At 41.5% G+C, this 24,489-nt stretch carries 28 protein-coding genes and 1 riboswitch; of the genes, 6 read left to right on the top strand and 22 right to left on the bottom strand.

Translation table 11 applies throughout. The annotated features are described in order from the left end of the window. Positions 1-32: 32 nt before the first annotated feature. Together efp and BBEV_RS06485 are read right to left on the bottom strand one after the other, a co-directional pair. Positions 33-590, bottom strand: a complete 558-nt coding sequence (gene efp / locus BBEV_RS06490; RefSeq protein WP_069364726.1) for an elongation factor P — start codon at positions 588-590, stop codon at positions 33-35. Between the two features lie 37 nt (positions 591-627). Then, entirely contained in the window at positions 628-1,689 is a 1,062-nt protein-coding gene (locus tag BBEV_RS06485; RefSeq protein WP_069364725.1) for a M24 family metallopeptidase, read from the bottom strand. A gap of 296 nt (positions 1,690-1,985) precedes the next feature. Between BBEV_RS06485 and BBEV_RS06480 the strand changes: the two genes are divergently transcribed. After that, entirely contained in the window at positions 1,986-2,399 is a 414-nt protein-coding gene (locus tag BBEV_RS06480) for an SA1362 family protein (RefSeq protein ID WP_069364724.1), read from the top strand. A 64-nt stretch (positions 2,400-2,463) separates the two neighbouring features. Beyond that, a complete protein-coding gene (locus tag BBEV_RS06475) occupies positions 2,464-3,270 on the top strand; it encodes a hypothetical protein (RefSeq protein ID WP_069364723.1) in 807 nt (268 codons plus the stop codon). A 50-nt stretch (positions 3,271-3,320) separates the two neighbouring features. On the opposite strand, the gene mntR is transcribed toward BBEV_RS06475, so the two are convergent. The 3 genes from mntR to BBEV_RS06460 all read right to left on the bottom strand — a co-directional run bounded on the left by mntR (position 3,321) and on the right by BBEV_RS06460 (position 7,781). Continuing rightward, positions 3,321-3,761 carry a transcriptional regulator MntR gene (mntR, locus tag BBEV_RS06470; protein ID WP_069364722.1) on the bottom strand — a complete coding sequence of 147 codons (441 nt, stop codon included), beginning with the start codon at positions 3,759-3,761 and terminating at the stop codon, positions 3,321-3,323. 109 nt (positions 3,762-3,870) lie between these two features. Further along, entirely contained in the window at positions 3,871-4,992 is a 1,122-nt protein-coding gene (locus BBEV_RS06465; protein ID WP_069364721.1) for a DUF4097 family beta strand repeat-containing protein, read from the bottom strand. A gap of 230 nt (positions 4,993-5,222) precedes the next feature. Then, positions 5,223-7,781, bottom strand: coding sequence for a vitamin B12-dependent ribonucleotide reductase (locus tag BBEV_RS06460; RefSeq protein WP_407690249.1), 2,559 nt, complete (start codon positions 7,779-7,781; stop codon positions 5,223-5,225). Positions 7,782-8,162: 381 nt separating this feature from the next. Between BBEV_RS06460 and BBEV_RS06455 the strand changes: the two genes are divergently transcribed. Continuing rightward, on the top strand, positions 8,163-8,537 hold the full coding sequence (locus BBEV_RS06455) for a rhodanese-like domain-containing protein (RefSeq protein WP_069364719.1): 375 nt from the start codon (positions 8,163-8,165) through the stop codon (positions 8,535-8,537). 65 nt (positions 8,538-8,602) lie between these two features. Here BBEV_RS06455 and gcvPB read toward each other — a convergent pair whose 3' ends face one another. The 11 genes from gcvPB to BBEV_RS06400 form a co-directional block, all read right to left on the bottom strand. Next, the gene (gene gcvPB / locus BBEV_RS06450; protein WP_069364718.1) at positions 8,603-10,081 is read right to left on the bottom strand and encodes an aminomethyl-transferring glycine dehydrogenase subunit GcvPB; all 1,479 of its coding nucleotides are present in this window, start codon (positions 10,079-10,081) and stop codon (positions 8,603-8,605) included. Next, positions 10,071-11,426, bottom strand: coding sequence for an aminomethyl-transferring glycine dehydrogenase subunit GcvPA (gene gcvPA / locus BBEV_RS06445; RefSeq protein WP_069364717.1), 1,356 nt, complete (start codon positions 11,424-11,426; stop codon positions 10,071-10,073). Before gcvPA ends, gcvPB begins: the two co-directional genes overlap by 11 nt. Before the next feature lie 12 nt (positions 11,427-11,438). After that, entirely contained in the window at positions 11,439-12,533 is a 1,095-nt protein-coding gene (gene gcvT / locus BBEV_RS06440; protein ID WP_069364716.1) for a glycine cleavage system aminomethyltransferase GcvT, read from the bottom strand. 179 nt (positions 12,534-12,712) lie between these two features. Beyond that, positions 12,713-12,811, bottom strand: a riboswitch (glycine riboswitch). Positions 12,812-12,900: 89 nt separating this feature from the next. Next, entirely contained in the window at positions 12,901-13,227 is a 327-nt protein-coding gene (locus tag BBEV_RS06435) for a hypothetical protein (RefSeq protein ID WP_198155075.1), read from the bottom strand. A 31-nt stretch (positions 13,228-13,258) separates the two neighbouring features. Beyond that, complete coding sequence (locus tag BBEV_RS06430; RefSeq protein ID WP_069364714.1) at positions 13,259-13,753, bottom strand: competence type IV pilus minor pilin ComGF; 495 nt, start codon at positions 13,751-13,753, stop codon at positions 13,259-13,261. Continuing rightward, on the bottom strand, positions 13,722-14,033 hold the full coding sequence (locus BBEV_RS06425) for a type II secretion system protein (protein WP_069364713.1): 312 nt from the start codon (positions 14,031-14,033) through the stop codon (positions 13,722-13,724). Before BBEV_RS06425 ends, BBEV_RS06430 begins: the two co-directional genes overlap by 32 nt. After that, positions 14,020-14,490, bottom strand: coding sequence for a competence type IV pilus minor pilin ComGD (gene comGD / locus BBEV_RS06420; RefSeq protein ID WP_157100932.1), 471 nt, complete (start codon positions 14,488-14,490; stop codon positions 14,020-14,022). The genes BBEV_RS06425 and comGD overlap by 14 nt, the downstream gene beginning before the upstream one ends. Next, positions 14,483-14,800, bottom strand: a complete 318-nt coding sequence (gene comGC, locus BBEV_RS06415) for a competence type IV pilus major pilin ComGC (RefSeq protein ID WP_069364711.1) — start codon at positions 14,798-14,800, stop codon at positions 14,483-14,485. The genes comGD and comGC overlap by 8 nt, the downstream gene beginning before the upstream one ends. Positions 14,801-14,824: 24 nt before the next feature. Then, positions 14,825-15,832 carry a competence type IV pilus assembly protein ComGB gene (gene comGB, locus BBEV_RS06410; protein ID WP_157100931.1) on the bottom strand — a complete coding sequence of 336 codons (1,008 nt, stop codon included), beginning with the start codon at positions 15,830-15,832 and terminating at the stop codon, positions 14,825-14,827. A gap of 14 nt (positions 15,833-15,846) precedes the next feature. Then, entirely contained in the window at positions 15,847-16,920 is a 1,074-nt protein-coding gene (gene comGA, locus BBEV_RS06405) for a competence type IV pilus ATPase ComGA (protein ID WP_069364709.1), read from the bottom strand. Between the two features lie 157 nt (positions 16,921-17,077). Next, positions 17,078-17,557: a YtxH domain-containing protein gene (locus tag BBEV_RS06400; RefSeq protein WP_069364708.1), complete on the bottom strand. Its 480-nt coding sequence runs from the start codon at positions 17,555-17,557 to the stop codon at positions 17,078-17,080. Between the two features lie 226 nt (positions 17,558-17,783). Here BBEV_RS06400 and BBEV_RS06395 point away from each other — a divergent pair, with 226 nt between their 5' ends. Together BBEV_RS06395 and BBEV_RS06390 are read left to right on the top strand one after the other, a co-directional pair. Further along, positions 17,784-18,491 (top strand): helix-turn-helix transcriptional regulator, encoded by a 708-nt coding sequence (locus BBEV_RS06395; protein WP_069364707.1) that lies wholly within the window; start codon positions 17,784-17,786, stop codon positions 18,489-18,491. Between the two features lie 169 nt (positions 18,492-18,660). Further along, positions 18,661-18,888, top strand: coding sequence for a DUF2626 domain-containing protein (locus BBEV_RS06390; RefSeq protein WP_069364706.1), 228 nt, complete (start codon positions 18,661-18,663; stop codon positions 18,886-18,888). A 92-nt stretch (positions 18,889-18,980) separates the two neighbouring features. Here BBEV_RS06390 and BBEV_RS06385 read toward each other — a convergent pair whose 3' ends face one another. Together BBEV_RS06385 and BBEV_RS06380 are read right to left on the bottom strand one after the other, a co-directional pair. Beyond that, on the bottom strand, positions 18,981-20,153 hold the full coding sequence (locus BBEV_RS06385; protein WP_069364705.1) for a class I SAM-dependent methyltransferase: 1,173 nt from the start codon (positions 20,151-20,153) through the stop codon (positions 18,981-18,983). Between the two features lie 162 nt (positions 20,154-20,315). Continuing rightward, positions 20,316-20,951 (bottom strand): MBL fold metallo-hydrolase, encoded by a 636-nt coding sequence (locus BBEV_RS06380; RefSeq protein WP_069364704.1) that lies wholly within the window; start codon positions 20,949-20,951, stop codon positions 20,316-20,318. A 119-nt stretch (positions 20,952-21,070) separates the two neighbouring features. Between BBEV_RS06380 and BBEV_RS06375 the strand changes: the two genes are divergently transcribed. Beyond that, entirely contained in the window at positions 21,071-21,292 is a 222-nt protein-coding gene (locus BBEV_RS06375) for a DUF2759 domain-containing protein (protein ID WP_407690242.1), read from the top strand. A 56-nt stretch (positions 21,293-21,348) separates the two neighbouring features. Here BBEV_RS06375 and BBEV_RS17150 read toward each other — a convergent pair whose 3' ends face one another. From BBEV_RS17150 to BBEV_RS06355, 4 genes are read right to left on the bottom strand one after another with little or no spacing between them, the layout of a single operon-like run. Continuing rightward, a complete protein-coding gene (locus BBEV_RS17150) occupies positions 21,349-22,425 on the bottom strand; it encodes an MTH1187 family thiamine-binding protein (protein WP_198155074.1) in 1,077 nt (358 codons plus the stop codon). 5 nt (positions 22,426-22,430) lie between these two features. Beyond that, complete coding sequence (locus BBEV_RS06365) at positions 22,431-22,976, bottom strand: hypothetical protein (RefSeq protein ID WP_069364702.1); 546 nt, start codon at positions 22,974-22,976, stop codon at positions 22,431-22,433. A 1-nt stretch (position 22,977) separates the two neighbouring features. After that, the gene (locus BBEV_RS06360; RefSeq protein ID WP_324609548.1) at positions 22,978-23,778 is read right to left on the bottom strand and encodes an ABC transporter permease; all 801 of its coding nucleotides are present in this window, start codon (positions 23,776-23,778) and stop codon (positions 22,978-22,980) included. A gap of 25 nt (positions 23,779-23,803) precedes the next feature. Further along, on the bottom strand, positions 23,804-24,487 hold the full coding sequence (locus tag BBEV_RS06355; RefSeq protein ID WP_232318271.1) for an ABC transporter ATP-binding protein: 684 nt from the start codon (positions 24,485-24,487) through the stop codon (positions 23,804-23,806). Between the last annotated feature and the right edge of the window lie 2 nt (positions 24,488-24,489).

Here is a 24,489-nt window from a genome sequence, read left to right as displayed (position 1 = left end):
ATCACATTCTTACAACTGCGTTTTCCACCAGTTTAGCCTCGTGAAACATACTTACCTTCTCTTGTATCGATGATCAGATAATCATCTTCGTTCACAAAAAAAGGTACCTGAACAGTCAATCCTGTTTCAACCGTTGCCGGTTTTGTGCCGCCTGAAGCGGTATCTCCCTTTATACCCGGTTCTGTTTCCGTCACTTTAAGTTTAACAGTATTAGGAACTTCAACACCAAGAATTTCACCGTTGTATGTCATTATTTGAACTTCCATATTCTCAAGGAGGTATTTTAGCTGCTGTTTAATTTGGTTTGTCTGTAATTCGATTTGTTCAAATGTTTCCATATTCATAAAAGCATGCGTATCACCATCTGAATAGAGATACTGCATTTTATCATTGTCAAGGTGTGCTTTTTCTACTTTTTCTCCTGCCCGGAATGTCTTCTCCTGAATATTACCACTACGCATACTTCTAAGTTTCGAACGAACAAAAGCCGAGCCTTTTCCTGGTTTCACGTGTTGAAATTCAATCACCTGCCAAATGTCATTATCAACCTCAATTGTCAATCCTGTCTTAAAATCATTCACTGAAATCATTATATTTCCTCCCACATAAAGTTGTTATCCCCGATCATTATAACACGATCAGTTCTTTCGTTGACTTGCTCAAAATTCGATTGCCGTCTTCGGTAATCACAATATCGTCCTCAATCCGTGTTCCACCAGTACCAGCTACATATATACCCGGTTCAACGGTAACAACCATCCCTGGTTCAAGCTTCTGGTCAGATCGGAATGACAGACCTGGTCCTTCATGAACTTCCATACCCATTCCATGTCCCGTTGAATGACCGAAGTAATCACCGAATCCTTCCGATTTAATATAATCACGGGTCAAGGCGTCAGCTTCAATACCTGTCATGCCAGGTTTTATATGATTCACTCCACGTAATTGGGCTTCTAATACTGTATGATATATCTTTTTCAACTTTTCGTCCACTTCACCTATGGCAACCGTACGTGTAATATCTGAGCAATATCCTTTATAGTAGGCACCAAAGTCCAGTGTTACCAACTCACCAGTTTCGATTATTTTATCGCTTGCCACGCCATGAGGCAATGCCGAACGATAACCGGATGCCACGATGATGTCAAAGGAAGATGATACCGCACCCTTTTTGCGCATAAAAAATTCCAATTCGTTAGAAACATCAATTTCTCTTACCCCTGGTTTGATATAAGATTGGATATGAGTAAAAGCAGCATCCGCTATATCCACTGCTTCCTGGATCACTTCAATTTCCTCAGGCGACTTAATCAGCCGCATCTTTTCCACCAGACCAGAAACAGGGATAAGTTTCGCATCAAGGGCATCATTCCAGGTTTCATATTGGCTGAACGTGACATGATCCTTCTCGAAAGCAACGCTTTTCAGTCCATCTTTCTTCACTTGAGCGGCCACTTCTTCGTGGATCGGACCTTTATGTTCGATAACCTCAAATCCAGAGATTTGTTCTGCTGCTTGTGCTGTATATCGGAAGTCTGTAATAAACACCGCACGATCTTCAGTAACCAGCACAACACCAGCTGTACCGGTAAAACCAGTCAAATAGCGGCGGTTGTATGGACTCATTACAATTATGCCGTCCACATGATTTGTGTTTAATTGTTCTCTTAACGCTTCAAGTTTTGTCATCATATATCCTCCTAAGCTTATGTATTGCATAGATTTAAAATACATTTTTATTTTATCATAGTAAACCATCAGTGAACATGAAGCAGTCCAGTTAGAGGCTGATTTGCAGGTGTAGAAATCATTTATAATGGGAATAGTAAATTATCAGATTGTTCCGTAGCTTCATAAGTGATAATGATGTAGAATAGAGTTATAGACAACTTCGTTGATATTTCCATTGTTGCATCAAATCTGACAACTAGTTAACAGATGATAGTCCATCTGATATTTTTACTTTTTCTGGGAGGTGTAACTCGATGAGCCGATTACTCAAAAATCCTGTCATTATGGTAGTAATGGCCCTGGCACTGTTGGGAATAGGTGTTCAGCTTATTACGTCACCCGGAGCATTCTTCACTTCGATCCTGATCACAATCGGTATTGCAACACTACTGATACTGTTGTTCAGAAATGTAATTATGCCACGAATGATGGGTGCACAAAATGGAAGTGCTTATCAAAAAGCTGTGAAGCAATCCAAGCAGGTTCACGCCCCCCAGCAAACAGTTAAAAAACCGACGTCAAATCCAAAAAACACAACATCCTTTTCAAAGAAAAAACAAGAGCAAAAACGATCTTCAAACCGACCAACATCGCGCAAATCTTCGAATGTCAAATTGACCGTCATCGAAGGGAAAAAGAACAAGAAAAAAAGCCGGGCACTTTTCTAAAGCCTGGTTTTTTCTTTCGCTTGCTTTGTTCTTTTGATTTACAGCAATCTGAGGAGTGGATATCATGTGGTTAGGTTCCCAGCCCTTTACAAATGTCGAAACCATATCTGAATATCTTTTCCTCACCCTGCTGGTGATCGTCAGCACTGTGATTTGGACAAAACACAAACGTTTAGGCTTTAACATTCTCTACCTGACGGTATTATCTCTCACCATCGGATACATCATCTTGCTGAATGTTCCATACCTTTACACAGAGGATGGTTTGATTCCAGTCACTCACCCGCACCTGCAGGCTGTGATGACACTTACAGGCTTCGTCATCCCACTCCTTTTAAGGAAAAGTTTCGTTATCATCAGTATCCTGCCGGTCATTTTGCTCAGTTCTGTGTACTTACTCGTTTATGATATTCCTTTGTTCTCAATTATTGGCGGATTATTTATCGGGGGCTTCATCAGCTATGCGTATTTCAGAAGTCAAGACTTTATGGGCGCGATGCCTGAGACATATCTACTGATGTTTGCCATCACTTTACCGATAGCAGCACTTTTTTTCATTTTTCCCGAAACGCCAATTGTTTATTTACCCGGTGTCATGCTTGGTGCTGGAGTCGGTATCGGTTTTGAAGCTCTTAAAATTCGAATGTCTTTATCGAGCAGTTCATTTAAAAATAAAATTTTTTGTTTGACTATGGGTTTTTTCGGTATTTTTCTCGGTTATTTACTTTATTCCTTGCAATTATTTGATTCGCCATTCCTCTCTTTGGGTCTTGGACTGATTACCGGTTTATGGATTACCTTTATTGTTCCATTTCTTGCTGTTGCTCTTGGGTTTTACGGCCGTGAAGGATTTGAATCCCACGTTTTTTAATTATCTGATATGAAAGAAGAGCACCGGAACGAAGATTCCAGTGCTCTTACTTATGAATTGGATGGATCATTCTCCTGATCATTTTTTCGTTGTATGTCTCTCAAATCATCCACGCGCTCGGGCATTTCTTCAAAATATTGAACAAGGTCCCCGATCCGGTCAATTGCATCCCAACTGAGATGATGCTCAATCCCCTCGACATCTTCATAAATACCTTCTTCATTCACACCAATGATTTTCATAAAGGATTCCAAAAGTTCATGACGATAAACCAGGCGTTTCCCGATTTTCTTTCCTTTCGCAGTCAAGACGAGGCCACGATATTTTTCATAGACAAGATATTCTTTTAAATCTAATTTTTGAACCATTTTCGTCACGGAAGAAGGATGCACTTGCAATGCCTCCGCAATATCCGAAACCCTTGCATAACCTTTTTCTTCGATTAATATGTATATTCGTTCCAAATAATCTTCCATACTCGGTGTTGGCATTCAAATAACCTCCAAACAATCTGACAGCTGGATTTTATTATACTATAAAAAAGCTGGACAAACTACCGGTAAGCAGCAGATGTCCAGACAGTGTTTGTATTTTGTCTTTTCAATTCAAGTCTACCTGTATGCTGCCGTTAACCGTTCGAGCATGAATACGATGCGTCCCTTCACCGAGTTCTGCACTTCCCTGCCTGTCTTGACGGGCGCTGCTCTCCTCATATTCCCTGGTCCATTCAAGCGGACCTGAAACCGAACCGTTGGTTGTCCTTCCTTCAATGGTTGCATCTGCATGATCAGGAATATGGAGATTGATTTTGCCGTTTGTTCCCGTCAAATCCCAGTCCCCTTGTATGTTAGACCAATCCACTGAAATAGAACCATTCGTTGTTTTCGCTTCGCCTGATTTTTCTGGATTTATGATATGGATATTTCCGTTTGTCGTCCGTGCATCCAATTCGCCTTCAATATCAACTAAATCAAGTCGTCCATTTGTACTGTGAGTTTCAACAGAACTTTGATGACCACCAACAGCAATATTCCCATTTGTTGTTTGAAGATAAATCTCTTGAACAAGTCCACCAGACTCCAATTCCCCATTGATGACTCTCGCATCTACTTTGAGGTATTCAGGCAATAAGATTGTCGCCTCGAGTTCAAGCTGATTGGAAGAACCGAAGAAGGAGATCATCGACTCATGTTCTATTGTATACTCAAGTACATCAGCCACTTCTGAAATTGTCAATTGCTCTTTATAAGCCTCTATTACTTCATCACTCGTTGTCTGATTCCCTCTGATAACACCTTCGATTACGATAGAATCTCCCTCCTGAATACCAAACGCCACTTTGGCATTTGGGATATCCAGATGAAATGCATTCATGTCATCCGTTACAGCGATCTCTTCTGTCCATTCAGCAGAGGTTTTCAGCGAATTCATAAACGGTATGCCAACGGCAATATTGTTAGTGACAATTTGACTGAATAATAAACTGCCAATCGTAATCACTACTAAAAGAGCAACAGACGGTTTGTGGAATGATGGTTTTTCATCTTCTGCCATGCTTTTCTGATAGATTGACCAGCTTTCAAACAGAATCAAACCAATAGCTGCAATCCATAAATATTGAAACAATTGTAATGATTCAATCGATGTCCATTGATGAACTGCAAATAATAATCCGATGACTATGATGATGATCCCGGCCGACCTTTTTCCTATGGTAAACAATTTGATCCCCCCTTTTTCAATTCCTGACTCTTACCCTAATCATAGCCTATTTTCATGAAATAAGGCATACCCTGAAGCAGCATTTTTTCTACATCTTAAGGCTTATCTGGCCAGGCGTCTATTTGATGTTTTGAAAAAGAGGTAATCACACGATTCTTCAGTCCTCAATTCAGATTTCCTGAAAATCATAAAAAAAGACTGCCGGAAAGTCGGCAGTCTTTGATGATCGATTATAATCCACATTTCAGTTGTGCATTGCAATTCGTACAAGTGTTGCATCCACCAAGGTCTTCAATGGTCCCTTGACGGCAGACAGGACACGTATTACCAACTTCACTGCCATACGTAACACTTGTAGAACGAAGGTCTGCAATTGTCTCTACGAGCATAACCGATTTCTTCTTCTCTTCCTGATCGGTTTCTCCCCCGGTGAGATCAACTGCATATTCATCATTCTCTTCTGCTTTCAGTGTAAGAACCTGAGAATCACGGCTGCCATCGACATAGACCGTTCCTCCCTTTGCACCGCCATTATAAAGTCTTTCATAAACTCGCTTCACCTGATCGACGGTATATCCCTTCGGTGCGTTAACGGTTTTACTCAGGGAACTGTCCACCCATTTCTGAATGACACATTGAACATCCGCGTGTGCTTCAGGGGTTAATTCCATGCTGGAGATAAACCATTCCGGTAAATTGTCAGGATCCGTATCCGGATGACGCTCCAGGTAATCCTGAAGTATTTGAGCTTTGACTTCTATAAATTTCCCTAAACGACCACTTCTGAAATAGGAAAAAGAGAAATAAGGTTCAAGGCCGGTGGAAACCCCAACCATGGTGCCGGTTGAGCCGGTTGGTGCCACAGTAAGCAGATGTGAGTTTCGAATCCCATAAGCTTTAACACCCTCGAGAATATCTTCAGGCATTTTCTTCATGTAGCCCGTTTGCGTAAACCGTTCTCTCAAATAATCGGTTTCGGCATCGTTTGCTCCAGTCAGATATGGGAAACTTCCTTTTTCCTTAGCAATTTGGATCGATTCCCGATAAGCTGATGTAGCAATTGTTTCGAAAATCTGATCAACCAGCTCATTTCCTTCATCAGAACCATACGTCGTTTCGGTTTGGATAAGCAGATCATGAAGACCCATCACACCGAGGCCGACCCGACGCTCACCTTTTGCCTGAGTTGTATTTTCTTCCAGGAAGTAAGGCGTGGCATCGATGACATTATCCTGCATACGAACGCCCGTTGCAACAGTCTTCTTCAGCTTTTCAAAATCGACTGTTTTCGAAGAGAGATCAGCCATTTCTGCCAGGTTCACCGCTGCAAGATTACAAACAGAATAAGGTGCAAGCGGCTGCTCTCCACAAGGATTTGTAGCAACAACTTTCTGTCCATAAGCACTTGCATTAGTCATCTCATTCGCATTATCGATAAAAAAGATACCCGGCTCTGCGGAATACGTGGCACAAATATTAATCAGATCCCAGAGCTCCCGCGCCTTGATTTTCCGGTATGTCCGAATACCAAACCCTAATTGTTTCCATTCTCTCACATCACCATATTCATGCCATTCACGGTTGTACGCTTCCATTTCTTCTTGATTATAATTCTCCACATCGGGGAAACGAAGTTCATAGTCTTCATCATTCTCTACAGCTTCCATGAACTCTTTTGTTATACATACAGAGATGTTTGCTCCAGTCAAAAATTCAGAGTTATTCACATCATATTTCCCGCCAGCTCGCAACGTCTCTTCTGCTTGCCGGATGACTTTTGGATCAAAACCACCCTGTCCTTCAATGGTTTTATAATTCACAATACTTTGATACATGGATTCATCCACTTCAGACAATGGAATAAATTTAAGCTTTTCCTGAATCAAACGCTTGATCTGGTGATCCTCGATCTGTTCTGAAAGGTACCTGAGTATCCTTGGATTCTGCATTTTGGAAATGATGAATTCCAGAATATCCGGATGCCAATCAGCAAGCATAATCATCTGAGCACCGCGGCGTGATCCACCTTGCTCTACCAGGTGCGTCAGTTTGGCAATATCGTCGAGCCACGACACTGACCCTGAAGATTTCCCATTCACACCACGAGCCAACGTATTTCTCGGTCTCAGTGTTGAACCGTTTGTTCCGACACCGCCTCCGCGACTCATAATTTCCATGACTTGTTTGCGGTGTTCGGAAATGCCTTCCCGTGAATCAGCAATATATGGCATCACATAGCAGTTAAAATAGGTCACATCCGTTTTTGATCCGGCACCATACAAGACCCGACCAGCAGGGACGAAATTTAAATTTGCCAACTCATGATAAAAGTCATTGAATACTTGTTCCCGTTTCTGAGGATCAACTTCAACTTCTGAAAGCCCTCTTGCATTACGCAACGCAATTTGCTCATAGTAGATTTCAAGAGGTTTATCGATCGTATCTAAAGAACGATTAACAATTCCTGTCCGCTTTTCCTCAGGATCATCAAGCACACCTGTAAACTCTTCCTCCACTGCAATGTCTGCTGTTGCGCTGGTCCAATCAATAGATACAACGAATCCGTACCCGCGAGCAGGAAATTTTGGGTCCGGTTTTACTGTCAATACGACAAAATCCCCTTCCCTTAAAGTCTTCTTCTCTGTATCCTTGAAAGTATAGCGGTCAAGCATCACTAATCTTGAAACCCCGCTTTGCCGACGGTTCATGTCCTTGGTAACAGGAAACACCTGAGGAAACTGTTCGATATCACGATTCAACTGAGCAATATCAATTTCCCTCTCTGACATAAATGTGGTCACTGGCCTCTCTCCTTTACTTCGATATCGAATCGGTGATCTTGTTACACTATAGCACATTAAATTCAAAATAATCAATATGTAGTATTATTTATTTTTATTTTTACCTATATATAGATCCATAGAACAATATGTCATTGTTTTGTCAACTATGATATTCCGAGAAAAAGTGCAATAATCCATGAAATATAAAGCATTCAAGAGGCTGATTGAAATTGGCAAGATTTTCGGATATTGCTTTTTGATTCCATTTCTGAAACTCTTGTCCATCGGGACAATGGAAAGATTTTAAAACGACGATTGCGATTTTAACTGTGAACCGTTATGATTTATAAGGGGAATAAATGAATCGAAAGTAAGGGAGTGTCGAGCATGGATTTTATTATTTTAGTGGTAGTGACGATATTGCTTGTCGGCTGGATTATCATACGATCCAAGAGACCAAAGTATTTAACACCGGTCACAGAAGAAGAATTCAAAAAAAATTATCGTAAAGCACAACTTATCGATGTGCGTGAAGAGAAGGAATTTGACGGTGGTCATATTTTAGGTGCGAGAAATGTCCCCTTATCCCAGTTGAAACAGCGAATCACAGAAATTCGTCCTGATCAGCCGGTTTATATGTATTGCAATACCGGTTCGCGCACGAACCAGGCTGCAAAAATTATGCGAAAAAAACGCAACGTGCAAGATATGTATACACTAAAAGGCGGATTCAAAAAATGGACAGGCAAAGTTAAAAAATAGCCAGGCCTGAAAATCATAAACATGAAGAACCGGTTTCCTAAAAGGAAGCCGGTTCTTTTAATTACTCAGATTTTACTGTGCTCTTTTTCAACCTCGTACTTCAAGATCGGTTGTCGAGCAGCTTTCGTTTCATCAAGACGGTTAATGACCGTATGATGCGGTGCTTCCTGAACCATTTCCGGATCTTCTTCCGCTTCTTTCGCAATTTGAATCATTGCGTCACAGAATTCATCTAAAGTTTCTTTGGATTCAGTTTCAGTTGGCTCGATCATCAAACATTCCTCGACATTAATTGGAAAATAAATCGTTGGTGGGTGATAGCCGAAATCAAGCAATCGTTTTGCTATATCCAATGTTCTGACACCCAACTGTTTTTGACGTTTACCAGACAACACAAATTCATGCTTACAATGTTTTGTGTATGGTGCATCGAAATATGGCTCGAGTCTTCTGAACATGTAATTAGCGTTCAAAACCGCATATTCACTGACTTTTCTAAGACCAAAAGCCCCCATCGTACGAATGTAGGTGTACGCTCTCACATTAATTCCAAAATTGCCATAATAAGGTTTGACCCTGCCTATGGATTCAGGAATGTCATAATTGAATTCAAAACCATCCTCTTTTTTCACAACTTGAGGTGCTGGCAAATAAGGCACCAGATCTTTTTTAACTCCCACCGGTCCGGAACCGGGTCCTCCCCCACCGTGAGGCGTTGTAAACGTTTTGTGAAGATTCAAATGAACAACATCAAAGCCCATATCTCCCGGTCTTGCAATTCCGAGAATGGCATTGGAATTCGCGCCGTCATAATATAATTTCCCTCCTGCAGAATGAATTATTTCAGCCATCTCCACAATGTCTTCCTCAAAAAGCCCCAGAGTATTTGGATTCGTTAACATCAATGCAGCAGTATTTTCGCCGGCTAATTCTTTCAAGTGGTCAAGGTCGACCATTCCCCGTTCATTCGACTTCACAGTAATAGATTCAAAGCCGGCAACCACTGCTGAGGCAGGGTTTGTTCCATGCGCAGAATCCGGAACGATTACTTTCGTTCGGTTGTAGTCGCCATTCGCTTCATGGAAAGCCCTGATGAGCATCAATCCTGTCCATTCACCATGAGCCCCTGCCGCAGGTTGCAATGTCACTTGGTCCATCCCAGTGATCTCTGACAGTGTTTTCTGCAGAGTGTGCATCAGTTCCAACGCTCCCTGTACAGACCCCTCAGGCTGGTATGGGTGGATATGTGCAAAACCCGGAAGACGAGCAGCATCTTCATTGATCTTTGGATTGTATTTCATTGTGCATGATCCTAAAGGGTAAAACCCGTTATCCACGCCGTGGTTACGCCGTGATAATGCTGTGTAATGCCTGATTAACTGCAACTCGGAAACCTCAGGCAGCTCCGGTTCTTCATCGCGCATCCAATCTTCAGGGATTTCATCCTTCACATTCACGGAATCCACATCGAGCTCGGGTAAACTGTATGCAATCCTTCCCGGTCTGGACATTTCAAAAATCAACGCTTGATTCTCAGTTCGCATTATGAATTCCTCCCATCACTTCTGCAAAAAGGTCAATTTCTTCTTTTGAACGGATTTCTGTTACAGCTACGAGCATTTCGTGAGTTCTTTCAGTGAAAAAACGATTGAGGGGTAAACCGCCAATGATTCCTTCTTTTAACAATCGCTCACAGGCTTCTTCGGCATGAACAGGTGTCTTTACAACGAACTCATTAAAAAATGGACCTGTATAACAAATCGACAAACCTTTCGCTTCCAAAGCACGCTTTGCGTATCTGGCTTTTTGGATATTTTGTTCAGCCATCTCTCGAATCCCTTTTTTTCCAAGTGCACTCATCGTTATCGAAGCTGCCAGTGCATTCAAAGCCTGATTCGAACAAATATTACTTGTTGCTTTGTCACGTCGGATATGCTGCTCCCTGGCTTGAAGTGTCAAGACAAAGCCACGCCTTCCATCGAGATCCTCTGTCTGGCCAACAAGTCTCCCGGGAACTTTTCGCATCAATTTACGAGTTACAGCGAAAAATCCACAATGCGGCCCGCCAAATTGCGCGGGAATTCCAAATGGCTGCGCATCGCCAATAACAACGTCAGCACCAAATGCGCCCGGCGGTTTGATAAGTCCCAGACTCAGCGGGTTCGTGGAAACGATGAACAAACTTTTCTCCTGGTGAGCGATACTCTCAATGGCACCAAGATCTTCAATCTGCCCGAAAAAATTAGGGGATTGAACAAGAACACTTGCCACATCACTACCATACAGAGCTTTCAACTGATCGATATCTGTATGGCCTTCTTTCTCAGGCACTACTAAAACATCAAGATTTTGCCCTTTTGCACTCGTTTTCAGTACCTGTATCGATTCCGGATGCACCGTTTCTGAAACGAGAATTTTTTTCTTCTTTGTATGGCCCGCGCTCATCATTGCCGCTTCCGCAAACGCAGTTGGGCCATCATACATCGAAGAATTGGCAAGCTCCATTCCTGTCAGTTCAGCAATCATTGTCTGAAATTCAAAAATTCCCTGCAATTCACCTTGAGATATCTCCGGCTGATAAGGAGTATAGGCCGTATAGAATTCCGATCGAAGCAGCATGTGATTCACCACGGATGGAATATAATGTTCGTAAACACCTGCACCAAGAAACGATGGGTATTCTTTGATGTTCCGGTTTAAACCCGCCAGACGGTTCAGTTCCTTCATCAAACTTGTTTCATCAAGAGCAGGTGGCAATGACATGTCACCTGTCATTCTGACCTCTTCAGGTATGTCCATAAACAATTCCTCAAGATGACTTATCCCGATCGTTTTAAACATTTCACCTTTGTCTTCTTCCGTCATTGGAATATAACGCAAATGGTCCATAGTAATGCCCCCTTAGTTTCTTTTGTAAAAAGGTGTTTCAATCACCATTGCCTTCAACTGCTTCTTTCGCACTTGCACATCAATCTCGGTTCCAGGTTTACTGAAGTTCTTTGATACAAGTGCCAGCCCCATGTTTTTCCCCAATGTAGGAGATTGGGTACCTGAAGTTATGTGTCCAATCACCTGCGAGTGATTTAATACCTCATATCCTGTTCTTGGGATCCCTTTTTCAAGCATCTCAATACCGACAGATACAAGATCAGAACCTTCTTCTTTTTGTATTTTCAACACATCTTTCCCAATGAAATCTGATTCAATATCCGGTTTTACCGCAAAACCGATCCCTGCTTCCACGGGGGTGATCTCTTCTGACAATTCTTGTCCATATAAGGCGAGGTTTGCTTCAAATCGCAATGTGTCTCTTGCTCCGAGTCCGCAAGGCAAAAGCCCTTCCTGTTTCCCTTCCTGAAGTATTGCTTCCCATAGTTCAGCTGCACTTTCAGGATCACAGTAAATTTCAAATCCGTCTTCTCCGGTGTATCCGGTTCTCGATATCAGTACCGGATGTCCGGAAATCGTCACACCTTCACGAAATGAGAAAAAACGGATATCAACAAGACTCTCATCTGTTAATCTTTGAACCACTGATTCTGCTAAAGGTCCTTGTACTGCAAGTTGCGCATAGTCAGAGGATCTGTTCTCCACTTGAACATCAAATCCATGACTGTGTTTTAAAAGCCAGTCAAAATCTTTTGTCTCATTAGATGCATTCACAACAAGCAATGCACTCTCGTCTGATCGTTTATACCATACCAGATCATCGATCGTACCTCCGTCTTCCTGGCAAAGTGCAGTATATTGGCAACGACCCTCTTTCACTTTTGAAACATCATTTGACATCATATACTGTAAAAAAGAAAGAGTCCCCTTGCCCTTCACTTCGATTTCACCCATATGCGAGACATCGAATATGCCTGCTTTCGTCCTGACTGTTTCATGTTCATGCTTAATTCCTGAAAACTGAACTGGTAACTGCCAGCCTCCAAAATTAACTGTTTTCGCTCCTGATGCCTCATAAACTGGAAACAAAGGCGTCTGTTTCGCCATGTATCATCACCCCCATATATTATAAACAGCCAACATCACACAAAAAAAGACAGGAATATGCCTTGTAAAAGGTCATATCCCTGTCTTTGTTACCTGAGAGTTTCTTTAATCCGGCACTCCGGAATAAATGTCCCCATCGGTGTCTTTGCAAGTCAATTAACAAAGACTCTCCAGAGTTGCGTCAAGCAAAAGTCTTTTTGCCTGAGAGATTCACGGTTTCCCATTTGCTCCTTCGGCGATGACATACATATTCTGCCATTCTCTCCCCTTGCTATCATTCGCGACTATTCAATTCGTGCTGTTTATACTCTTCATTTTAGCACCAATGGATTTTGAATCGCAAGTGAATATCTCATTATCCTGCCGTTTATCTGAATCGATTGAGTTTTTGATTTTCATGATTGAGAATGAATCCTTCAAGACGATGCATATCTTCAAAACTGATGGTCAGCATCATTTCAGACGTCAAGTGATCAATCGGTTCCAATGTGATTAAAACCGATGCACCTCCCACAGAATATTCAATGCTTAAAACAGCAGGGTCATCCACGGGGTGATTTCTAAGGAAATCACGAAGCGATTCTGTTTTTGCCTGATGCATAATCGCTTCCGCTCGTTCAAGTTCCAGCCATTTTGATTCTTGTTCATATTGACTCGCGACATGCAGAAGCATACCCGTTAAGAGTAAGATCATACTAAACGTCAGATATAATGTAAATCCTCTCTCATTCCTGATCACCATCCGCATCAGTCACCTCCGTCCTTTCGAGGAAATTACCGGGATGGTACATCACCCACTTTTTCTGTTTCCCGTCCAACAACAAATGCAATTCAAGACCTTCCGGGTGTTCAAATACTCTGAAATGCGTAATTCGTTGCATTAAAACCTCATGCCCAAGCTGATTGACCCGTCTTCGAATTACGTCACGATACTGAGAATAGGAGATGGTATCTTCATGCTCATCAGACCAGGTATCAAAGGACGATCTCCCCGATACAGCGTAATCTGTTTCCATTTCAAACAACCGCATCAATTGTAATTGAAACAATAGCAATTCCTGTTCTGACGGTTGATTGACTGTTGTATCCAGCTGACGCCATACAGCATAACTGTGAGTGAAGGCTGTAAGGATAAGCGTCACCAGAACAAGAGCTGTCATTACTTCGATCAGAGTAAAGCCACCCTGATCATTGTTGAAGTGTTTCCAGACACCATTCATGATCCAACTCCTTTGCCCCTGGCCACGTTAAGCATGTAAATGCCGTTCCATTACTATTCAATAATTCAAATTTTCGATAATAATCTGGCAAATCTGAGTCTGCTTCGGACATTCCTATTTCATAAGACAGCAGCCGGATCGCTTGTCTCTCATCACTTACAGCAATGCGAAACTGTTGAATTTCAATTACAGCCGGCAAAATCATCGAAGTCAGGATGCCGATAATGACGAGTGAGAGCATCCCTTCATAAAGAACAAATCCTTGATCACCCATACTCATAAATATGAAACCTCCCGCGAATGATCTGAAAAGCCACTACATAGTATTGATTTGAATCACCTCGTTCTATTTCGATTTCCACGTGTTGCCGCAGCCTGCCTTGTGAAGTAAACTGAATACCCGAAAAATTAGGCGTCCTTCCGAAGATTAAGCTGATTTCAGAAGGCGCATGTCTTCTGCCGATTTCTTCTCCTGTCACAGAAACCCGGTACCCGACAGGCTGTGTTGTTAAATTAATTCTGACAGTCGATCGGTGAACCATGGCATAGAGCTGATAATACATCAAATCCGCTTCTACTTCCTGCACAAACTGAGACACATTTCTTTGAGCCAGAGAATGACTGAATAATGGTGTCAACATCATGCAGATTGCTGTCATTACGAGCAGCACAACCATCATTTCCAGTAGTGTGAATCCACCTTCTGAACTCAGAAGGTGATGCTTTATCTTAGTCATTTGACTCTAAACTGACTTCACCAGTAGTTGGGTCATATTCAATCACAGCGTTGCCTTGACAAACTATTTCATCAGAATACCCTTCTGTGTTAAGAACTTTTAAATCCTGCGGATAATTCCCGTCATCAATTTTATAAGCCATCACCTGCGCCTGAACCAGTTCCACTGTAGCTTCACACCCTTTATCGGATGCGATTGACTGATTCTTCGTCATGTTCGGTATTAACGCGAGCAGCAAAATTGAAATCACAACTAGCACAATCATCATTTCGATCAGAGTGAACCCCTTGTCATTTTTTAACATTCTCATGTCATCTCTCCTCAAATAAAATAGTTACCACTGATCCAACACTGAAAAAACAGGTAAGAGTAGTGAAGCAAACAACATCACCATCAATGATCCCAGCAACAGAAAAAACACTGGTTGAAACCACACCAAAAATCCCGAAAACTTCTTTTGTATACGACGAAAAACAATCCGGCTGAAACGATCCATTTCATGGGCAATATTTCCCTTAGATTCACCCATTTTCACGATATGGACAAACTGGGGTAAATACAGACTGCTGTTCCCGAGAGCATCGGACAGGTCACTTCCCTCAAGAAGACATTCCCGTATCCGATTACTTTCAACTTGATGATAAACGATTCGATCTTCTGAACCGATCACGTTCAATGAATCTTTTAAGGAAAATCCGTTTGTTAAAAGCGGCTTCAACTTCGCAATCAGTTGATAAGTTACATAAGATTGTACATACCCATTAATCAGAGGAATCTTCACCAATATATGTAACCTTCGTATTGGCGTAACTTTATAATATAGAATTATAATAATCGTTATAACAGCGATGATGAAGATCCCTATAAAAAGAGGTAAGTAACGAAAAAACTGGAAAGTTATCGTCGAAATCCGTGGTAATTCCGAACCCATCGACCTGAAAAATTCGTCAAATCTCGGGAAGATTCCTTGAACAAGTACGGAAGTAATCACGATAAATCCAATAGACAAAAACAAAGGGTAGTGAAATACTTTTTTAAATTCTGAGGTGATTTTGATTTGACTGTCCAGTAAATCCGTTGCCCGTTTTAATCCCTCTGACAGTTCGCCATATTTTTCAGCGAACAATACGATACTGATCACTTCTGATTGAAATCCTGCATTCTCCAGATATCCCGAAATCCACTCCCCTTCATTCAAACCTTCCTCCATATCGAGTATCCATGCCGCCTCCTCTTCACCCGAAAATTGGCGGTAAATCATCAGCATTTCCTGAAGATTGTACCCTTCCTCAAGCAGTTCAAACCACTGCCTGAGACACTCTGCCTGATGTTCTTTCGACATTTTGAATACGCTGGTCAATGCCACCACCTCTGTTTATTGATAATCTGAGGAGTATCGTTCTTAATATAGCCAAGTGCAGATCCCTTTATCATGAGATTATCCATCTGTTGCCTGGGTAAATGCGAAAAACTTTTTCCTTGTTTCATATGTGTAATACTTGCTGTCAATTCATCACATTCAAGAAATTCAAACACAGCAGCTCTTCTTCTGAAATTGTCGTGCTCACAATTTTCAGAACAGACTTGACCGCAAAGCGGACAAGTCAAATGAACCAATGATTGACTGACAATCGCTGCTACCGATTCTTGCAGATCGCTGTAAGGAACACCTAATTCATGCAGCCGCATCAGTGCTCCTGTGCTTGAAGAACTATGGAGCGTGGAAAAAACAAGATGACCGGTTAATGCAGCCCTGACTGCTGAGGCTGCCGTTTCATCATCGCGGATTTCACCTAGCATAATTACATCAGGATCATGGCGAAGAATGCTTTTCAGTCCCGCTGCATAAGAGAGTCCGGCTCTTTCATTGATTTCAGTTTGAAGAATGCCCGAATAGCGTCGTTCAACAGGATCTTCCAATGTCATCACATTTAATGATTGCTTACTGAGCTGATGCTCTAAAAGGGAGTATAGCGTTGTGGTTTTACCAGTCCCGGTGGGACCGCAAAATAGTATTAATCCTTGGGATTTAAAGAGAAGGGATGTCAGTCGCTTTCCCTGGTCAGGAAACAGCGCCAGATCATCGAGGTGAAGAGCGCGGGTGAGTCGGAAGATACGCATTACCATCGTCTCACTCGCGCACGATGGAAATGTCGAAATGCGGATACTGATCAGTTCTTTTAAAACTGGTTTCTCGATGCTTCGGCTTTGAGGTTTTCGTCTTTCACCAGGATCCATACCAGAGATAAATTTAAAGTGAGCGATCATTTTCTGAAGCAGTATCAGAGGAATATCCTCAGCTTCTCCCAACTCACCATCAATCCGGTATTTCAATACACCTCTTACCTGGCCAGGAATCAGATGAATATCTGATGCCCCCAGCCGGACTGCTTTTTCCAAAGTCAGCCGAACCTGGTTAATTACATCCATGCATATACCACCACCTTACTTAATATTGGTACAATTATGATTATAGCTCATAACCATTTAAAAAGGGGGTATAAATGTTCCCGTTCACAAATTTGACACATGATTTATCGAGACAAAAAAGTGCCGAGGAATGATTAACCCTCGGCACAATTTCTGTTTATTTATTATCTTTCAATTTATCAACATCTTCTTTTAAGCGTTCTTTTGTTTCTTCTATTTCCTTGACAACCTGTTGTGCCAATTTTTTTCCTTCAGTTTTTTCAGTTTCCATAATTTCTTTTACATCACTTGCTAGCTCTTCACCCATCTGGTTTGCTTTTTCACTGACACCTGTTGCTTTATCTGCGACTCTGTCCCACTGATGTTTCGCAGCGGAAGTCAGTTCCTCAGATTTTTCTCGTGCAGCGTCATAATACTCTGTGCTTTTTTCTTTTGCTGCATCATAATACTCTGTACTTTTTTCTTTTGCCGCTTCTGTCAATTCAGTTGTTTTTTCTTTTGCCTCACCAGCGTATTCCGTAATATCCGTTCGTAATTCTTTCCCTGATTTCGGTGCCATCAGAACTGCTGCAGCCGCTCCAATTGCTCCACCAATCAATGCCCCTAACATAAAATCTTTCGTGTCCATTTTACTCATAACTTATTGCCTCCTTAAAGTAGTAAAAACTGTTTATAAGTAATATCATTCGTTATATATACTGTAATTACCTTCTTTCTTCAAAAATTAAACTTGGGATTTTGAAATACAGCAAATGTTAACGTTTTATGACATTATCAGTTTTACCACGTAAATAGGGTGATAATGCATTTATTTATGTTATATAATGAAAAAAGATAGACCTATATGAAAAGGAGTGAACAAAATGGAACAACAAACACTTAAGATCACAGGCGTTCTTGCAGACCCAACACGCTTTTCCATTTATCAATATGTCGGCAGACAACACCGCGATGTAACTGTACAGGAAATCGCCGACACATTCAAGATTCATGCAAATGTGGCCCGTCTTCACCTGACAAAGCTTGAAGATGTCAACATGCTCGTTTCAGATACGAAGAAAACTGGAAAAGGAGGACGTCCAAGCAGGTTCTATCGTCTCTCTGACGAAGTGATCAGCATTCAATTTCCATTCCGGGATTTTCAGAGACTATCAGAAATAGCCATTCAATCCTTAAGTGAACTTGGACCTGAAGGACATAAAGCACTTGTCAAAACCGGAGAAAAATTCGGCTACGAATCTGCAAAAGAATTTGTGACATCAATGAATGAAGATCCTGACGTCATGCATCCTCAGGAAAAAATAAAATTCATTGAGCGAGTCGCACTGAATCAGGGATTAAACCCGGAAATCCATTATAATAATGAGACAAATGAAGTCACCTTCCGGATTTTCAACTGCACATTCAAAGAGATTGCCCAGTATAACAGGGGGATTTGTTCTATGCACCATGCATTAATCAATGGAATCTTTTCTTACTTCTTTAAAGATATTCAACTTGATGAAGAAACAAATATGTTTAAAGACCATGAGATTGCCTGTACGTATACTACGGCAGTTGTTTCCAATTAATTAATCACGATACACCCATTTTGCAGTTCTGTTAATTATGCAGGGCTGCGTTTTGTTTTCTTTACAAATTGGACACATTTACTTTATAATAACTATAGTTAACAATCTGCTGTCATTCATCAGATCATTGGGGCGATGAATGGGTCACGGAAAAAGGGAGGTAAGCCACATGGAGCGAATGTACCGGGTTCTTGCATTCTGGACAGGCATTTTCGCCGTATTGTTCATGGTTGGGGATATGAATGGGCCGGCAATTCTTTTCTTTGCTCAAACTGCAATCTTTATCGGTCTAAGCTATTTGAAACTTTCGGAACGAATGTATGTCTATATTTTTGGTGCATACTTAACTATTTTCTTTATCGGATTCACCTATTATTCAACTTTTTTCATGGTTTAGCCAAAGAGACTTTGAATCATCACGAATTGGAGTGCTTGATGAAAAACAGCGCAGTCAACTGACTGCGCTGTTTTATTTTGGAAGTTATCCGGTTATGTCATTCGGTAAGGATCTTCCGTAAAAATCCCCAACTCGCGATGAAAATCAGTACCCTTCGATTTAATATCTACTTGAAATGCCCCGCTGATACCATCCGGCGTCACCAGAGATTGAATTGCACGGTTCAGTTTGAAAGTATCCGAGAAAGGATCCATCTCTTTTGGTTCCTGTAAAAAGCGAAAAATCCCCGCTTTTAAAAGAAATTGATCCTGACGCAAGTGCTCCACAGTCGAACAGCCATAAGCTTTTGTAATTGCATCGTATGCATCCCATTGTATGTGACTTGTGATATCCATACGTCCAGGTGTCTCCAACGGATTGTGTATCAATTCGTGTGCTCTGTAGCCACGTAAAGAACCATCACGTCTTTGTGGATGATTCAATTCATCATTACGATAACCATAGTCAACAGTCATCAATACTGCCTTATCCGTATTTTCTAGCGCCTTTTCGAGCCAACCCTTCATGTCCGGGTTGAGCTCTGTTCTGAAACCAGGTTCTAACTCAGGCCCAAACGATGATAACCATTCGAGAAGTGCCGGGTTCTGACAAGGAGATGAGATTTCGTTGAATTCTTCGCCATTAAATTGAATCAGAACTTCATTCCATCCCTCTTTTGATTTTTCCACGACGTGAACAGGCATCGCATCAAACAGCTCGTTTGAGTAAATGATACCATTCATACGATGATTTTCCTGATAGTCCTTCAAAGAGGCAAAGATCTCTACATGTTCGTCGTATTTTGTGAGTTTTTCCTTGATGATATCCCTGTGAACTGCACTCGCTTCAATAACACAATAAGATATATCATTGAACAGGTCCTCATGATGTTTTTCGAGATAAGTCAGTACTTCGAGGGCAAATCGGCCATCACCTGAGCCAATTTCAATGATTCTTCGATTTAAATCTGATGCATCGAAAATATCTGCAAAAAAACGCCCATGAGCATGGGAAAATACCGGATGAACGTGATTACTGGTATAGAAATCTCCTTCTTTACCCAGTTTGGTCCGTTCGTTCGTATAATAACCCATTTCCTCATCATAGAGTGCTGTATTCATGAATTCATAAAATGTCCAGGGACCTTGATGTCCCGCTTTTCTCTCTAATGCATTCAAAAATTGTTTCATCGTTTCCTCCAAAAAATAAGTTAACACTGTTGACATGATGTTAACCTCTGATTATAATAGAATTATCAGTAGGACAATGATTTTCGGGAGTTCCCCCTCCCCTTCAAAGTTCATTGGTACTTGATTAACTCCCCAAACGGCTTTCTATGTTCCCCCATAGAAAGCCCCTTTTTTTATCTCAATTCAAAGCGTTTCTCATCAGTTCAAATCCATCAAAAAAGGATTTGATCTTTTTTCATCACCGATTGTTGTTAAAGGCCCGTGCCCATTGGCCACAGAAGTATTTGCAGGGAGTGTCAGCATGCGCATTTGAATCGTCCTCATTAACGTCTCCTGATCTCCTCCTGGTAAATCTGTTCTTCCAACACCTGCCATAAACAATACGTCTCCGGAAAATATAACATTTTCTTCATTGAAATAAAAAGACACACTGCCAGGTGAATGGCCTGGTGTATGATACACTTCACAGGCGAAACCGCCATCACCTAATATGCCTTCAGCTTTTATCAGCTCTTCTGCTGGTTCTGCTGCAATTTTCTCTATACCTGCAAATAATCCAGAACCATTCAGAGTCGGATTGACGAGCCAGTCTTTCTCTTCCTCATGTAAATAAACTGGACAATCCCATTTCTCCCGCAATGGCTGGACTGCGCCAATATGATCAAAATGTGCATGGGTAAGCCAGATGGCTTTAAGCTTTAAGCTGCGTTCTTGTAAAAGGGCATTTACGCGATCCTCTTCACCTCCGGGATCAATCATAACTGCTTCCCCCTCATGTTCAAGCAAATAACCATTTGTCTGCAGAGGGCCTAGCGATATTTTTGTCCATTTCATCTTAATTCCTCCAAGTCATTCGGTATCATTCTATCCTATCATACAAGAAAAAGCTGTCCCTCGACAAACAAATAAAAAAAAAGTAAAATAAAAGATAATCATCATTAAATACGATTAACATGATGTCAATAACACGATTGATTAAGGAGGTACTGGTTATGTTTTTGGGGATTCTCACATTACTCGTTGCCATATTTTCAGTAATTGGTGGCTATGTTGAACTCAAGCGTAAAAATTTCTTCGGTGTCGGATTTGCGGCCGTTTCAGTAGCTGTTTTCGGCTGGTTTTCAGTGATGACACTTTTCTCCATTATTTTTACCGGCGGTGGCGGGACCGTTTAATTTATCACCGAAAAAAAGCTGACCAGGTTTGGGGACCTGGTCAGCTTTTTTCATTATTACTCATTCAATCGCTCATTAACAGCTTTCAATTTCAGCGCCATGCCTGATTCCTTATCCCGACGGTCATCGATACGGATATTCAGTGCAATCCGCTGGTGCCCATGTTTAAATGGTACTTCGTGGACCTGACGAATGATATCATATAAATCTTCAGGTTTTCCTTCGATGATCGTACTCATCGGTGTCAACTCATATTGGATTGGCAGTTCAGTGTCTTTCAATAATTGATGAACGCTTGCCACAACTTCTGACACACTGGTCGAACCTGACCCTAACGGCACAATCGTTATATCTGCAATTGCCATCTTGGATTCCTCCTTTTTGTTTCTCTTCTTAGGTTTGCCAAATGGTCGCTCTTGTTTCAGTCTTCCCGGAGACTCCTTCAGTAAAACACGTCGATAGGCTTTGACAGCTGTTTTAAGGTGTTTTTCATTTGGTTCAAGCGTCGTTACGTGTCGCTGAGCCGCATATGAAAGTGTCAGGATTCCATTGCGCAGTCTTCGGCCGCGAACACTTCGATTCAGCCACTTTAGAGAAAATGGCAACAGAAGCAAATTAAGATAGGTTGACCACTCCAGTTGATGAAAAAAAGGCGCTGAAGTTAATAAGAGTATTGCCATCAGGATAATTGGCAACTGAATGAAGTACAGTACAATTACGTTTGTGGAGCAGTATCTGTTGGTAATCTCCGCGTCATTAATTATTTTAATATTCCTTACCGAGATCAGTTCATCACTGGAAAATACCTTGTGTTCTGCACCGTGATACCGTTTCATCTCTTCTGGAAACCAGAAATGGGTCCCCAAAAAGAAATACCCCCACAAATAAACAGGAAAACCGATCCATTCACCCGGTTGATACCAGCCTGCCATCCATGGAATCATACTGGCAAAGAGAGCGGATACAGACAAGAGGTGATACCACACCGGCATCGCTTTATATACCTTAAGCGATACCTTCATCATCGCTTTTACGGTTAACGGTTCAGCCCACGATGTGGAAGTCTTTCCCCAATCTTCTGCACCTGCCAAATAGCGATTCCCTACAAAAATAACACCTCGTTGGTAGGACATCCCTCTCATTTGTCAACACGCTTTCTCCAGTAGTTAATCATCCCTGCTTCTTCAAAACGTTCCTCCAGAGAGGGCCCGTCTGTTTTTGGCACCTCCACATCCATCCAGGTATGAACATAATCAACTGATTCAATTTCTGATGATTCATCAAAGGTTACCGTCACACTGCCATTTGGTCCAAATACATTTTGATCTTCCATACTGGTTGGGAATGGTATCGCGATTCGATCCTCACCGGTCTCTATCCATTCTCTCACAGAGTAAATCTCTTCATTGCGAGAGAAAAGCGTCACTTTTGCATAATCGACCTGAGTGGTATCTTCAAAATGAATTTCAATGTAGTCATTTCCAAAAAGCGAGCCATCAGGAAGCTGTTCCCATCGCCAGGTCAACTGAATTTGATTATCATTCACTGTCGTATCAGTGTTCACATAGTCCTGAAGTTCAAGGTGGGTGATGGTCTCATCATTTGCCAAACTGAAATAACCAAAAACGAAAAGCAGAATCATCGAAGCAAGAGGAAGCAATAGGACAATTTTATTAGACTTCATCTTACCCTCCTCCTTCCAATTGTTCACCCTCGGTCATCGTTACCAGTTGACTGTCTTTATTAAAGAAATATCTGTAGCTGATCATTGTTACGATCATAGCACTGAGTGAAACAGACGCAAAAATGCTTAATGAAATCACGATCTGATAACGTATTGCATCAATCGGGGCAACTCCTCCGAGAATTAATCCGGTCATCATCCCTGGAAGTTGCACAAGGCCGATGGTTTTTAACCCGTCTACGTTGGGAATCATCGAAGCTTTTACAACTCGTTTCACAAGAATTCTTGAAGCTTTTTTCGGGGTAGCTCCAAGTGATAATGCAGCCAGGATCCGTCCGGACCCCTCTTTAAATTCACTTTTCATGCGTTCAAGAGCCAAACCAATCGCGACCATACTGTTGCCGATGACCATTCCACTCATCGGGATGACCTGATCGGGTTTAAAGTCAATCATTTGAAAGGTCAGCCACATCAGAATGACCAGCACTGATACAAGTGAAATCACAAGGAAAACAATCGCGCGGATATTCGGAATACCTGTTCCTTTTTGACTTGCATGAAAGCTGGCCACTGTGATCATCACGGTCAACATAATGGAGATACCTGTAAATGCCTCAAGCGAAAAGAGAAAAGTAAGTACGTAACCGATCACAATTAATTGAATAAATCCTCTTAACGAAGACCAGAGAATCGACTTTTCCATTCCCAATGCATAAAAATAGGAGAGTGACACCGGAATTAATACAAAGACAATTAAAAATGACATGGCTACATTTGATATTTCAGGTGCCAATACACTCATTTCCTTTCTTTATGAAATCCGTTAATTATAAATCCATAAACTTACTTAATTCGTACGTTGAAGGATTTGATAACATCGACTTAGTCTTCCCTTGTTCAATGATTCGGCCTTCTTCCATATAAATCGTCCAGTCCCCTAAACGCTTTGCCTGTTTAATATCATGCGTAACCATCAGAACAGCTTTCACATGATCCTGCATCAGGCTCCTGATTAACTCTTCAACGATTTCCACACTTTTCACGTCCAAAGCGCTTGTTACTTCGTCAAGCAGCAATACTTCAGGTTTATTTGCCAAGGTTCGGGCAAATGCTACTCTCTGCTGTTCTCCACCTGACAGCTGATCAGCATTTTTACCAAGATAGGATTCCGGTAAATCAACCTGGTTCAATAACGAAATCCCGAGTTTTTGATCCCATTCTCCTCTGAGAGATGGGCCAAACTTTAAATTCTCTTCCACTGAACCGTCAAACAGAGATGACGATTGAAAAACCATTCCTATTTTCTGCCTGACTTCTTCAACCGGGTAAGTCGATAAAGGTTTACCGTACCAGTACACTTCACCCTCATCAGGATCCATCAGACGATTAAACAAAAACAATAAGCTTGATTTACCTGAACCGGAGGGGCCAATTAAGGTTATTATTTCGCCTTCTCTAACAGTAAAATCAATTCCGTGTACCCGGGCATTGGAGACCTTTTGACAAGCCATCA

The sequence above is a fragment of the Salisediminibacterium beveridgei genome (assembly GCF_001721685.1).
Classification (GTDB): Bacteria; Bacillota; Bacilli; order Bacillales; family Salisediminibacteriaceae; genus Salisediminibacterium; species Salisediminibacterium beveridgei.
This window is presented reverse-complemented; position numbering and strand designations above follow the sequence as displayed.